This is a genomic window from Candidatus Firestonebacteria bacterium RIFOXYD2_FULL_39_29, assembly GCA_001778375.1.
Taxonomy (GTDB): Bacteria; Oederibacteriota; D2-FULL-39-29; order D2-FULL-39-29; family D2-FULL-39-29; genus D2-FULL-39-29.
Genome location: MFGV01000049.1, coordinates 22,837 through 37,583, shown reverse-complemented (window position 1 = coordinate 37,583; position 14,747 = coordinate 22,837). Strand labels below are relative to the sequence as shown.

8 protein-coding genes and 1 tRNA gene are annotated in these 14,747 nt (G+C 38.7%); 8 read left to right on the top strand and 1 reads right to left on the bottom strand.

Going from position 1 to position 14,747, the window contains the following annotated elements; genetic code table 11:
* Window positions 1-442: 442 nt before the first annotated feature.
* The 4 genes from A2536_05980 (at window position 443) to A2536_05965 (ending at window position 10,516) form a co-directional block, all read left to right on the top strand.
* Window positions 443-3,772: a hypothetical protein gene (locus A2536_05980; protein OGF46136.1), complete on the top strand. Its 3,330-nt coding sequence runs from the start codon at window positions 443-445 to the stop codon at window positions 3,770-3,772.
* A gap of 74 nt (window positions 3,773-3,846) precedes the next feature.
* Window positions 3,847-6,309, top strand: a complete 2,463-nt coding sequence (locus tag A2536_05975; GenBank protein ID OGF46135.1) for a hypothetical protein — start codon at window positions 3,847-3,849, stop codon at window positions 6,307-6,309.
* A complete protein-coding gene (locus A2536_05970) occupies window positions 6,306-8,663 on the top strand; it encodes a hypothetical protein (protein ID OGF46134.1) in 2,358 nt (785 codons plus the stop codon). The genes A2536_05975 and A2536_05970 overlap by 4 nt, the downstream gene beginning before the upstream one ends.
* Window positions 8,664-8,707: 44 nt before the next feature.
* Window positions 8,708-10,516 (top strand): hypothetical protein, encoded by a 1,809-nt coding sequence (locus A2536_05965; GenBank protein ID OGF46133.1) that lies wholly within the window; start codon window positions 8,708-8,710, stop codon window positions 10,514-10,516.
* 93 nt (window positions 10,517-10,609) lie between these two features.
* Here the strand turns inward: A2536_05965 and A2536_05960 are convergent, their stop codons facing one another.
* Window positions 10,610-11,653, bottom strand: coding sequence for a hypothetical protein (locus tag A2536_05960; GenBank protein ID OGF46132.1), 1,044 nt, complete (start codon window positions 11,651-11,653; stop codon window positions 10,610-10,612).
* Window positions 11,654-11,923: 270 nt separating this feature from the next.
* Here A2536_05960 and A2536_05955 point away from each other — a divergent pair, with 270 nt between their 5' ends.
* From A2536_05955 to A2536_05940, 4 genes are all read left to right on the top strand, one after another.
* A complete protein-coding gene (locus tag A2536_05955; GenBank protein OGF46131.1) occupies window positions 11,924-12,703 on the top strand; it encodes a hypothetical protein in 780 nt (259 codons plus the stop codon).
* A gap of 83 nt (window positions 12,704-12,786) precedes the next feature.
* A complete protein-coding gene (locus tag A2536_05950) occupies window positions 12,787-13,116 on the top strand; it encodes a hypothetical protein (GenBank protein ID OGF46130.1) in 330 nt (109 codons plus the stop codon).
* Window positions 13,117-13,340: 224 nt separating this feature from the next.
* Complete coding sequence (locus tag A2536_05945) at window positions 13,341-14,222, top strand: hypothetical protein (protein OGF46129.1); 882 nt, start codon at window positions 13,341-13,343, stop codon at window positions 14,220-14,222.
* Between the two features lie 406 nt (window positions 14,223-14,628).
* A tRNA-Arg gene (locus A2536_05940) sits at window positions 14,629-14,702 on the top strand.
* The last annotated feature ends 45 nt before the right edge of the window (window positions 14,703-14,747 follow it).

Genomic DNA, 14,747 nt, shown 5'->3' with positions numbered 1-14,747 from the left:
AAAACTTATTATACAGGATACGTCGCTGTTTTACTTCATACACATCTTTTGATTATAACTCTATGGCGTTATGCCAAAGAAAACCCCTAGTAGCCTGTCCGTCAGAGTTTCTGACGAGATCTCGCCCTTAGCGGATCCGCCAATCTTTTAGGAGGATAAGCTTGGAAAGGTCCATATTTGTTTCATTGAGACCTCTTCGCCTCCTGTCGTAATCTCATAGTTTCTGTATAGTTCCTTCGAAAAGCACAAAAATATTTTCATTTAAAATATTTCATTTTAAGCTTGAAGAAAACCTTTATTTACTTTTCTGTCCAATCAAACTAATTGATATGTAATTTGCTGTGGAATTAGAGGGAAAACAGATATTGAAAAAGCAACAAAAGAAGAGTATAAATATATTCAGATAAGAAAAACAACTTAATATATAGAGGGGGATAATTACATGAAGAAAGTTATCTTGGTGACAGGTCTATTTCTGGTATTTTTGTCCGGTTCTCCGGTTTTTGCAAAAAGTGGAATTCCTGTGCCAACAACGATAGATATGGTGCCTGTAAAGGCAGGTCCAAAAATAGACGGTGTTTTGGATGATGTCTGCTGGAAAACTGCGGTAAGGACGACTCCGTTTGTAAACATTTTCGGGGATTCTGCGCCAAGGGAGAGTATCGCATTATTTTGCCAGGATGCCGATAATTTTTATATAGGCTTGAAATTTTCCGCACCTGAAGGTGTTTTTGCATCAAAAGTTACCGGCAGGGATGAAGGTACCATCTGGCAGGAAGAGGATGCTGAGATATTCCTTGATGTTTCAAACAGCCATAAGAGTTATTATCAAATTTTGTTAAGTTCTGCAGGCGGGTTGGCTGATTCATATCATAGAGAACAGGATTGCGGGGATATTACGTGGAATGGCAATATAGAATCGAAAGTTGTTGTCGGGGAAAAAGAATGGACAGCTGAGCTTAAGATTCCCTTTGCTTCTTTTACAAGGTCTAGTAAGATAACAAGCACAATTGGAGTAAATATCAGCAGGGGGGATATGAACGGACCAGGCGGCAAAGGAAGAGCAGATTATTTTTGGGCTCCGTCGTATTCCGGAACTCCTCACAGGCCTGATTTGTTTGCGCATATAAAAGGATTAAAAGGGAAAAAAATAACTCAGGAAGATTTGCCTCATGTAGTAAAAGAATCTCAGGTGACTTTTGAAAAAGTAACAGGGAATAACCCTAAGGTAATAAAACCTGCGAAAGAAGTTGCCCCGGAATTTACAAAGGGACCTGAGGTTGTAATGGATAAGGGTAAAGTAAAAATAAGTTTTACAGCTAATACATTTACGGATGTAACAGTAGAAATTAAGGATAGCACCGGGAAAACGGTTCGTAATCTTGTATCAGGTGTATTGGGAGATAACCCGCCGGAGCCTTTGCAGAAAAAAAGCCTAGCCCAGGTTATTTATTGGGACGGAAAGGATAATTTCGGTAAAAAAGTAATATCTTTAGACGGCTGCAGTGTGAAAATATCCCTTGGGATGGAAGCCAAACTGGATAAGCTGATGGGGTATACACCTTTTGGGAATGATAGAATTACCGGTGCAACAATTGATAAGAAGGGAAACGTATATTTGATGCATTCGAACAGTAATGTTCGTGATGTCGCGCCCAGAATAGAATCATTTGACAGGAATGGAGAGTATGCGAGAACTGTTCTTCCGTTTCCTGCTGATATTCCGGAAGAAAAACTTGGAGCGATTGATTTTGCGCATTTAGCAAACGGAGAAAGCATACCTGTCCAGTATCACAGGAATGGAAGTTTCCTGCCTTATGGGGATGAAGCACTGATCCAGGAAATGGCTGTGATGGGAGAGGATCAGGTAATATTTATTAGCAGGAATTTTAGATGGGACACATGGAGATTAGTAAGCGTTAATGGAGACGGAAGTACGCCAAAGGATTGTTTTGGCCCGAGATTATGGACTAATCTCTGGAGCGGCGCATATTTGGCTGCAGATTCCGACAGCGGATATGTGTACATGACCTCTGTTAGTTTGACATATACATATGATGCAAGATCTAACGAGGTTACAAGAAAACCGGCTGCGGTTTTTAGAACAAAAATGAAACCCGATGCGGAAGTTGAGGAATTTATAGGCGGAATAGGTTTTAAAGGCAGTAAGGAGGCTCATGTAAATTCACCTGATTCCGTAGCAGTCGGAAAAGACGGTAAGGTGTTTGTAGGTGACAGCGGTAACGGGGAAGTAGCTGTCTTTTCAAAAGATGGGAAATTTTTAAAAGCTTATCCGGTTCCGGGCGCGGAATATATGGCGGTAGATAAGAATACGGATGATTGCTATGTCCTTTCAACATCTTATGACAAAAAAGTTCCGTCAAAATTAGTATATATTTCAGGAAGCGGTTCGGTTAAAGATGCTATTTCTTATCCTGAAGGAGGCGGCGGACATGTTTTGGTGGATTCAGCCGTAAAACCTGCGATCATATGGGTTATTAAAAATGGAGTAAAAAGTTATGTAAACAAAGGCGGTACTCTTGAAGAAAGGAAACTGTCAGATAAAGCTGCGATAAAACAAAAAGGCCGGCATACAATGTATCATTTTGTTATTGTTGATAAAGAAACTGAAAAAATCTACTCAACAATAAGAGGCGGAAGCGTAAAATGTTTTGACGGTAAGACAGGGGACGAGATTCCGGGTAAGTTTCCGGGAGGAGCTGATATTGCAATTGGACCTGACGGTTCATATTATGCGCTGTCAGTTTTTCCGTATCAGATTATAAAATATGATCCTAAAAAGGATTTTGCAGTTGTAAAAAAAATTGTTTTGAAAGATTCATATTTGGGAGAAAGAGGCGGGATGTCTATTGCCTCAAATGGGGAGATATATGTGTTTGAATTTGCGGGACCGACAGGAGGATATCGTAATATAGGAAGTACAATGTACGGGCAGGTTAATGTTTACTCGCCTGACGGTACTTTAAAGAAAAGAGAAGTGGCCCGTGCAACAGGCGGCAGCAGTAATGGTGTAAAATCAGATCTTCAGGGCAATGTATATATAGGCGATAATATCAGGTATTTGGGAAGATTTTATCCGAAAGCGGTTACAGGCGCTGATGGAATTCAGGGTGTTGATAATCTTACAAAGTATGACCCTGCTTTTTTAAATATTTCTGATGGAAAATTCAAACCTGTCGGCGGCGGGAGTATGAACAGAAACAGATTTATGAAAATATATGGAAGTGTTATTAAGTTCTCTCCGGGGGCAGGTATAGGCGGCAGCGGGATTTATTGGCCAACCTTGGAAGGAAAAATTGAATATCCTGAAATAGCTTCCAAAGAAAAGCCTAATTTCTGGGGTTATACAGAAGGCGGTATTGTGCCTCTTTGGCTGACGGGTTATCAATGGGTATATGACGGGGTGGCTCCTTCTCCCGCGGCTTCAGGCGGAGGTGACTTCTCGTGTTCCTGCGATGCTTCAAGATTCGATGTTGACGATTATGGAAGAGTTTATGTTCCGGATGCAATAAGATTTGCAGTACAGGTTTTGGATACGAATGGAAATCCGTTACTTCGGTTCGGTTCATATGGTAACTCAGATTCAGGTCCGGGAAGAAGGCTTGGAAGTAAACCCGAGATACCGTTTTTATTTCCTAAAAGTGTTGCAGTTTCGAAGGATGCTATTTATGTTACAGACAAACACAGTTATCAGATTGTAAAAGCTAAAATAGGATATAAAAAAGAAAAAACAGTAAAAATTAGCAGGTAGCAGAAAAAGGGATTTGAGATTGATTTAAAAGGGTTGTGAGGATAATAAATATATGCAATATGGAGGAATCTGAAATGAAGAAAATATCTGTCGGTCTGTTCTTGTGTTTAGCTGCTTCTGTTCTTGCGGCGCCGATTCCGTTGAAAGTGGATTTTGGTCAGACCGAATGGGCGGGCGTATATCCTGTTCGAAGCGGAGTGCCGATAGCTAGAGGCAAAGTTACTTCGATTGATTCAGTAGGAGTTCTGGCAGGAAAAACAGAAATTCCATGTCAGGTAAAACCGATAGCATTTTGGCCGGATAAAAGTTTTAAATGGATTTCTCTGGATTTTATCGCAGATTCAAAAGAAACGTATTCATTAAATCTGGAGCGGAAAGGCTCAAAACCGGCGGTTCTAAAGCCGGTTAAAACAACCAGGAAAAAAGACGGAAGCTTGGAAGTTAATACGGGAGTTGTAAAATTTGAAGTAAATAAAACAGGTTCAGGGTTTATTGATAAACTATGGCTGGATTCGGATGGGGACGGGAAATATGCTGATTCTGAATTGGTTGTAAAACCTGAAGATGCTGAAAAGAATTTCATGAATATTGTAAGTCTGAATTCCGACAAGAGCTGGTATGCGGGAAATTGGAGTGCAAAGGGGAAGGCAGATAATTCAAAAGTGATTATAACCAAGCTGGAAGTTGAAGAAGACGGACCCGTTCACACGGTTATTTTGATAAAAGGATATTATAAATATAAATTACTGGGAAGCAAGTTGATAGGAGATCTAAAGCGCAGGGGTGAGTGCGATTTTGTTTTGAGAGTTCATGCTTATGCGGGCAGTGGTCTCATTGGCTGTCAGCACTGGTATGTATATGAGGGGGCTTCTGATTTTGATATGATCAGAAATATAGGATTATCTGTTGGTATAGATATCCCGAAAGATACAGTTATTACGACACCGACTATAAAAGAAATAAAGCCGGGTGAATTTCCTTCTGTTTCTCTTTTCATAGAAGATGCCGATACCTATAAAGTCTGGGGTAATAGTAAAGCCGGAATTTCCGATGTTGTTCTGGAATCCGGCAGCAGGCCTTTATGCTGGCTTGATGTGTCCAATTCAAAATATGGTGTGACACTGGGGGTAAGAAAGGGCTGGCAAAGTTTTCCAAAATCAGTCTGGGTTGACAGTAAAACTGGTAAATTAACGGTGAATATTTGGCCTCCGGAATCCGGACTTTTAGATTACAGAAGATATACAAGAGAGTGGAATACCGGTGAAACAGGTGCGAGGGGCGGAGTTAATGCTGAGTATTTTAATAGAAATTGTTCAAAAGGTACTTCAAAAACAACTGATGTGTTCTTTTATTTTCATGCGGGAAATACAAAACAAGCCAACAGTCAGGCAGTGGCTTCGGCATTTGATGCATTTCCAATTATTCATCCGGGACCGGATTATTATGCCGGAACGAGGGCTTTAGGATATTACAGACCGTATGACCCGAAGAAATTCCCGACTGCAGAAAAGCTTCTGGGCGGGATGATGGATTATTATCTTGACTCGCAGGAAAAATCCAGATGGTACGGTATGTTTGATTATGGGGATGTTATGTGGTGGATGAACCAGGGACCGAAAACCGGAAGATGGGCATTAGACATCGGTCGCTGGGCCTGGTTGGGCGGTGATGATTCTGGACCTGTAGGTTGGTTCTTTCTATTTCAATATATCCGGACAGGGCAAAGAAGGGATTTTGAATTAGGAGAAGCTAATGTTAAACATGTTCAGGACGTAGATACGATAAATACAGAGGAATATCCGTGGGACTGGGGACCTTACAGAAATGTTTCCGGATGCGCGCACAGGCATAATGTGTCGCACTGGGGATGTGCGTACATAGGAGCAAGAGGAGGAACACCTGCGCCGGTCAGAGATTTGTATTATTTAATGGCCGATGGAAGATTAAAGGATATTCTGGACCGGGATGCGATAAGCGTGATGGCATGGCAGGACGGAGAAGCCACCAGGTTCGGTCATTCAAGCGCGGATAATAGCTCTGAATCAGGCGCACATTCTTCTCAGGCTCTTCTTACGGCATGGGAAAGAACGCTGGATGAAAAGTATATAAAATACCTTATGAATGATTTTACTAAAAGAATACATGTCCAGGATAGAGCATGCACGGGATTTGGAGGAATGGGCGCATTAATGGAATATTATGATTTAACGGGTGATGCTAAAGTAAAAGAAATAATAAAAATGCATGCGGATAAAACCAAACCGGGTTCGGATGCTCTTGAGCTTAGTTCGGTTGCCTGGAGAACATTTAAGGATGAGAAATACCTTAATCTGGTACAAAATTCATTTGGCGGCGGATTAGGAAATATGTCTAAAAGTCCTTCAAATATATTATCAAAAGATGTTTGGCCGGGAAGACCGGGAGATATTTCTCCTTTCCCAATATTTTCATCTACGGAATACCGCGGTTTGGCCTTCGCCATGGAAGCATTGTATATGTCGGGCAAATTTGAAAGTAAGGCAGGTGGAGAAAAATGAAAAATATAAAAATAATTCTAAGCTTGATCCTTGTAATATTTGCAATACGAATTGTTAATGCCGAAGAATTAGTGAACGGTAATTTTAAAGTGGTGGTTGATAAAAATGGAAGCGGTGTTTTTGATAAAGTATTTATGAATAATCAAACAATAAACTCGTTTGATACGTTGACTGACAATGCGGGTAAGTGCAATATTTCATCAGATGTTATTGCAAAACAAAAGAAAGCTTTGGCAGAATCCTGTTCTATTAAGGAAGACAAGGATAGTGTTGTTATCGAAAACGGTTTTGTGCGGGCAAAGATATTAAACGGTAAAGGCGGGGTTATTGAAGAGATAATAAATAAAATTACCGGGCAAAAATGCGGAAGTTTCTCATTTGGAATGGAAGTCAATTGGAGTGGTGTTAATTTGGAAAAAACACCCTGCAAAATGCAGATTGAAAAAAATGATGCAAATGAAATAAAGATAACGATTGATTCTGATGTGGGAAAAGATAAGGACAAAGTCATTGTTTCCAGAATATTTAGCTTGAAAAAAGGGAGACCCTGGCTTGGATTGGTATTCAAATCTACGGCTGTTGGCGACCAAAATGTCAAAATGACGCCGGTTTTATCTCCGGTTGCAGGAAAAGAAAAAGAGACTAATGATAATTATTATATAATGAACGTAGGATTAATGGAACATTTTGCTTTTGATCCTGTAAGAGCAACAATGGAAGCAAATTTTGCAATAATTGAGCCTGTTGATAATTGGGCTGCTACATGTGATTTGGGCGAAAAGACGGGTATTGGAATGTCTTATACGGGCGGGATAGCGATGGCCCAGATTGACTCTAAAGTAAATACTATAGAGACCAAGAGCGCGTATGCTGAGCCTTTAAAGGCCGGAACATCTCTTGATATGATATTTACATTTGTCCCATTTGTCGGGATGAATCATGTATGTCTGGTTTCGAAGGAATGTGTTATTGGAATGGACGGACTTCCTGAAAAAGTCGGGAATAAATTCACTACAAATATTTCATGCATAAGTGATAGTGTCGGGCAGAAAATAATTAATCTTCGTTTGCTTACTCTGGATAATAAAGAGATTAAAGTATTTCCTGCAGTGACCGTTGCAGGAAATCCCGGACTTCCTGTTGTTTCTTCTCTTAACCTTGATTTTTCGGATGTACTTGGCGGTGAATATAAACTGGAAATATCTGTTGCTGCTGATAAAAAAGAAATCGGAAAATCTTTTATTCAGGTGTATAAAGTACCGAGGAAGGGGGTTTTTGTTGATGTAATGAATAATATCCCTGATAATACCGGAACACAATTTAGCGTATTGAGTGACAAAGTAAGAATAGAAGGGGGGGTAACGGGTGTTTCTGCGGCAGGAAATGCAATAAATATTTCAGGGGAATTAAAAAAAGGAAAAGAGATCAACTGGCCCTTTACTGTGGCAATAGAAAAAACGGCAAAGCCCGGGGAGTTTTTGTTGACTCATACTTTAGACTTACCTGCGGCAGCTCAGGGTGTGAAAATCGGTGCAATTGGTATTGAAATTCCCATTTTGTTGGGTAAAAATAATTTTCATATTAAAACAACTTGCAGCGGTGAAAGAATAAACGATATGTGGAGGTTGGACCAGTTTGATGAAGGATATCCTTACTGGTTAATGTCGGACAATACCCGTTGGCCTATCTGGCGTTTTGGAGGACTGCATATAAATAGCAGTACTCATTATGTTGTCTGGAAAGCCGGAGGAAAATTTGTGAGACCTGTGATAACAGATCAAGGGACAAAATCTTCGGGCTGGGTAGATGCCTCCTGTCTGGAGTGGGGTGTTACGGCGTGTATGGAGGATGCGGGCAAGGTTTATGAAAAAGCAATATTTGTTGACGGTAAAAACCAGACGCTTTCCTTATACTTTTATCCGCCTTTTGCTCAACCATTAACATTGGCGTCTTCAGGTGTTGCTGCTTCGCCTTCAACGGCAGATTTAGCCGGAATAGTTCCCGGAAGAAAAAGTATAAATAAAATAAGACTTAAATTTCACGAGGGTTCTGTTCCTTCTATGATTACTCCGGAATTATCATTGGAAGGCTATACTAAATTGGTTCAGGCTGTTCCCGGCGGAGAGCATTTTCATCATATCGGATTGCAAGAAAGCAATGGCCGCGAAAGAATTGCTAAAGAACTATACTTTAGAGATATACAACCTTCAACATTTGTCCGTAACCTGATTACTTTTTCAAATAGTGATACAATAAAACCGTTTTGCAGTAAGAATGGAATTACATTTAAAACAGATAAAGAAGCATTAATAGCGGATATTGTTAAATCTTTTGTGTCAAGCGGAAAAAAATAACAGATAGTTGGGTATGCTAAAAAAACATCAATTAAGGAGGAAAAGTGGGAAAATTAATATTTTCACCGAATACAAGTGATTTGAAGGAGTTTGATAAACTTGTTAAGGAAGCTAAAACCGCAGGGGTGACGCATATTTTGATATCTCCTCTTTTGGATCGAACTGATTTTCAAGGACTTGACATTGACAGCCCCTGGTGTGAATGGGCAAAAGGGGATACTTCAATTTTTAAGCATGTTTTACCGGAAGAACTGAAAGACGCTTTCCCAAAGGAATTTATTAAAAAACAGATGGATTTTTTGAAAAAAAGGCATGCTATTGTTGCAAAATATAAACTTAAAGCAGCCTACTACGGTAATGAGCCTCACTGGTTGAATGAAAAAGTTTATGAAAAACATCCTACTTGGCGCGGCGCAAGATGCGATAACAGCTTGAGAAGCGTTGGTCTGTTTTTTTCGCCTTGCGTGGACAATCCGGAAGTTCTGGAATTATACCGTAAAGCAGTAGCAAAACTGTTAAAAGAGGCGCCTCTTATTGATACACTTTGTTTTAAAACAAATGACGCCGGCAGCGGTATATGCTGGTCCGGCCAGCTTTATACGAATGAAAATGGTGCCTCAAATTGCAGGTTCAGAAACATGGGTAAAAGAGTAGTCGGTTTTTTAAGTGCTGTGCAGCAGGGAGCTTCTGATTCCGGAATTGAGGCTGAGGTTTTTATCAGCACCTGGTTTCCTCAGGCTGAACTGGAAAGCATAATTGCAAATTTAAAACCAAGAATGGGAATAATAACAGGACACGGGTCAATGCCGGGAGACACCTCGGTGCCGCTTGTAATAAGAAATATCCCTCCATGGACACAGCGGACTTACCAGCCGAATGATTATTCAAATCCATGTTCAATTGCGGAAAGCTTGTTTAATGTGAGAAATTTAAAAAATGATCATTTTATGCTCGTAGGAAAAGAAAAAGAATTAAATGCCTTGAAAATATTTTCGAAATTTGAAGGTGTTGGGACTGAAAAAGACAAAATATTATTACTTGAGAAATTTGCAGAAAGTCTTTATGGCAAGGAAGTTGTAAACGAAGTTGTAGATGCCTGGTATAAAATCAGTAAGGCTGATACCCTTTCTAGTGTCGCTAATATGACAAGATATATGATGGGATTGCTGGCCTTACGGTGGATTAACAGACCGCTGGTTGCACATCAGGAAAGATTGACAGAGGATGAAAAAGCTTATTGGCTGCCCAATATTTATCAGTCAAAAGGTTCACAGCCGTCGGTTTATATGGATTATATGTCCTTTACCGGTGAATCTGAGGTGAAGACATGGGATCATGCTACTGTAATTGCCATTGCGATCGATTCAATATCCGGTATTTATGCAAATGCGGCTTATCTTTTTGAAAAAGCAAGCAATAAGGTAAAAGATGAAAAAATTAAACAGGATCTTTTGACTGAGATGCTTCAGCTTAAAGTCAGAAAATGCATGACTTTAACAATAAGGCATACTCTACAGGTTGCAACTCTATCATACGAACGGGATAGATGGAATGCTCTTCATCCAAAAACATCTGAAGTTGACCCTGAAGTTCCGGGAAATCCCCGCGGGACCCCGGCTTTCTGGTTCATGTACCGCTCCTTAAGATGGGAACTTGATAATACAAATGAGTTGATTTCAATACTCAAAGGATCAAAAGTTCCGCTTATTAATACTGCAAAGACGAAAGAAGAACAACATGTCTTTCTTGTTGGTCCTGATATTTTGGAAGAGCTTCAAATGAAAGTAAAAATAATGCTCAAGCACTGGCGAGACGCAGAAGACGGTTATTACAGACCTACACTCGGCGGGTGAAAGCTTAAACCGTCAAATATTATAACAGGGCTTTCCTTAAAAAGTTAACGCAGGTATTTCATTTTGGAAAAATCTGCTTTCTGGTGCTTATTTTTAAAATATATAAACTTTGATACCGGAATTGATCAGGATGTTTAGATTTGTAGAGCCTTTTCTCAGACATACTCCGCCTTCTCCAAATAGTTCTACAGTACCAAAAGTTATTTCTGCTCCTATCTTGGCTTCACAGGAAATAGTCTTTGCGCTGTTTGTCAGGCTAAGACCGCCTTCTCCTGAAATTGAGAAAAAGATATTAATAGAATTGCTTGAAAATGGGTAATAATAACCGTTGATTCTTAGACCGATATTATTATTGCCTTTCATTTGAGAATAGAAAGGTCCGGCGCTTAACGTAAGATTCTTTAAGGGAATGAACATTTCGTAATTTACGGCGAATAAAAAAGTATTATTCAAATCAGGGTTTAAACCATTGTTAACAAAATCATATAAAGATAATTCAATATTAAGACGATTAATTTTTGTTTGAATATTTATTTGTTGTGTCGGTTCGGAAGAAATGGACTGTTTTTCTTCGACCGGTATCAATTCTATTTTCGTCGTCTCCTTAGTTGCTTCCGATTTTGTAATGTTTTTCTCAACTGCCTTTAAATTCTTTGGCTGTATCAGGGTGCTTTCTGCTTCTGTTATACAGTTTCTAATAATTTTTAAAAAAGAAATACTGTCTTTGGCTTTATAGACTTTAAAATATATTTGCTCTCCGGAGTTTCCGTCAAAAATATAAAAGGCAATAGTATAGTCGGAATTGATCTGTTCAGCAAAGCAGCATATTATCTTGTCCGCCTTGAGTATTCCAACCGCATTTTTTATGCTAACACTATTATTTTCCTCAATATTAAGATCAAAAATTTCCATTGTTTTCTGGGGAATAACAGAGATCCCTTTTATTTTCATAAGTGATGTATAGATAGCTTCGTCATAAATATTTGTTTTTATTGATTGTAGTGATTTTGAACGAATGCCGGTCATCGCAACTACGACTTTTGTTTTTTCAATGACCTTCTTTACCGGTGCCTTAGGGGCACCCCAAAATAAAGCCGGCATTAGGATAAAACAGAGAGCAATAGTTAATTTCTTCATAATTGTGAACTCCTTTGTTGGATATAATTATATTATACTAAAAAAAGTCTGTGTTATGTAAAAAAACTAGGGTTAATCAAAGATTAAGAATAGGTTTCCCCTAAAACTTCATATAAATATTCCTTTTTAAAAACCATTGTGTTATAATCACTTAAATATGGTTATTTGAATAAAATACTTTTATGTTGCCATAGTTCGTAAACAGGTTTAACTACATTTAAAATATGGACTGGGGGCCGGGTGAATTATCTTTCATGCTTTAGAAGTCAAATGGGAATTTTATTCTATATTATTCCTGTAATTCAAATATTAAATGTGATTCATGTTATTAAGTCGGGACGCAGCTGGAGTTGGTTGTGGCTTGTTCTTGCTTTTCCCCTTGTAGGAACTGCTATTTATGTTTTAATGGAATTATTACCGGGTTTTCGATTTCATTCTGTTTCCGGACTGTTTGAAAGTATTTTCAATATTTTGAAACCCGGGAGTGAACTTGAAAAGCTCAAGGAAAAACTTGAAACGTGTGATTCCGTGGAAAATAAAAAAGCTTTGGGGGATTATTACTTAAGAAAAGCCGAACCGTTTAAAGCTGTCGAAATATATAAAGGGTGTTTGCAGGGGGCTTATAAGAATGATGATTTTCTGTCCTTATTTTTATGCCGCTCATTATTTGAAGCTAAACTTTATGAGGAGGCAAAAGCTAACCTTATTAAACTTAAAGGACAATCGCCGAATTACGAGAAAAACAAAGTAGATTTATTATTTGCAAAAATCCATGAAGCGTTCAATGAGGATTTAGAAGCACTTGGTATCTATGAGAAATTGGCGGAACAATATGGTGAGGGTGAAGAGCCCCGCTGCCGGTTGGCTCTCTTACTTGAAAAAATGGGCCAAAAAGACAGGGCTATTCTCATATATAAAGACATTGTAAAACGTTCAAAAAAATTCTTCCCGAATTACCGGAGAACCGAAAAAGAATGGATAAATACTTCCAGAATGAATCTGAAGAGGTTGAAGAAAAAGGAGGATAAGGGGACAGTCATTCTTTTGTGATTGTACCCGTTTTTTAATGAAAAGTTTCACGGAAGAGTTAATAGCCCCGTGCGGTATCAACTGCGGGGTTTGCAGTTTGTACCTTGCTTATTCAAGCGGCCTCCCTGAAAAGCGGGGTAATATACGGCACTGCGTCGGCTGCAAGCCAAGAAATGAACCTCTGCGGACTTACGTCCGGAGTTTCGGCGAATGGAATTCAATTTATTATTCATGCCGCATTCATCCACGGAGTTACCTCCGTGGTTTTCTGCGGCATACTCGCCATAAAAAATGCACTCGTTGCAAAACAGGAAATATCAATAAGATCAGATTTTGTTACGAATGCAGTAATTTCCCCTGTGAGATGCTGGAAAGGCTTGAAAAAAGATACCTTGACGGTTATAAAAGAACAGAAAGCCCTATCGGAAATTTAAAGAAAATCAAAAAGCTTGGCATGAAAAAGTTTCTTGTTTTGGAAAGAAAGAACTGGAACTGCCCCAAATGCGGCGGGGTAGTATGCGTGCATAACGGGAAATGCTATAACTGTGAAAAAGTAACCAGCTGTAGAGAGTGAGAATAGGTAAGCATATATTATCTGGAAGAGGTAAAATAAGTGGGCTCTGTCACATGGGTTATTCGAAAGAATTGAGGAGATGATATGTGGAAACTAATTATTTTGTTTTTTGCAACAACATTGATATTTGCCGACAAAGTTTCAGATTATAAGACATTTCTGGAAAATCTTGATAAAAAAGACAAGTACTCCATATTGTTAGCCAAGGATAGGTTCATTTCTGATTTTAAAAACAATGAATTAGCGGAAAAAGCGTTCTTGGAATTCAATCTATTTTACTTTTATGCAGTCAGAAAAATCGATAATTCTTTTTTGGAGAATAAAAAGTATCAGCAATATTTAGAAAATCGTGATAAGATAATGAAAGAGGAAAGCGATGATTTTTTTGCGTATATTGCCTCGATTGAAAACTTAAGAAATGATTCTACTTGTCTGGAGTTGCTGGAATTTAAAAAATGTGGAATGAGGATTGTGGATAGTATGGAGATGCATTGGTTCTTATGTGAGGATAGATCTTTTTTGCTCAACGAGGTATTGAAAGATTTTGATTTTGAGTATAAAAAATACATTGGTTTTCAGGCAAAAGAAGACAAGGAAAGAGTGGGCGCGGACGGCGGATTATGCATATCTTTTGAACAATTAAGGAAAAGAATAATAAGGTGGGAAAACTTTTATAAAAAATGTAATGGTGCAGGAAAAGATGAAATACTGAAAGAGATTAAGAATTTGTTAAGCCTATATGTGGCTGGTTCTGATAATACTAGAATTTCTGATGAAAAGGATGTCGTATTGCATGAAAACAAGAAAAGTTACGAAAACTTTATTAGTGAAAATACCGATTCGAAATATTTTGAATTCATTAAAGGGTATTACGATATATTAAAGAATAATAAATTTATAGTCAAAAAGGAATTAAAAGAATATGTTGAAAAAAACGGGTTTGATTTTCATCGAAGGTTTAAATGAGTGCTTTAAAAGGGGGCAAAGCTACATGAAGCGCCTGCTTATTGTTTCTAGGTGTAATTTCTTAAAGTAATTTGTTGCACATATTAAAACCTCCGGAAAGATTTATCATTTCCTTGTATAATTCTTTGTGATATAATACGTTTGATCAGAAAATGTTTTGAGAATAGACAATAGAACAATAGAACGTCCGTTTAAGACGGACTCTATTTTTGCAAGCAAAAATGCGCCCATAGCCGACTGAGCGGCTTAGAGTCTGCCCGGTATTTTGGGAAGACTCTGCGAAGGAATCCCCGAAGGGGGCAATTGGATTTTGAACGAAGTGAAAAGATACATCGGACATCTGACGTCAGATGCGGATAGTTAAGAGAGAATTTGAAATAATAGTAGAATATATTAAGGCAAAATTGCGCCCATAGCCCAATTGGATAGAGCATCTGACTACGAATCAGAAGGCTGCAGGTTCAACTCCTGCTGGGCGCACTTAAAAATAAGTGCTCAGTCGTTGAACAACTTCCGCCACAAAGC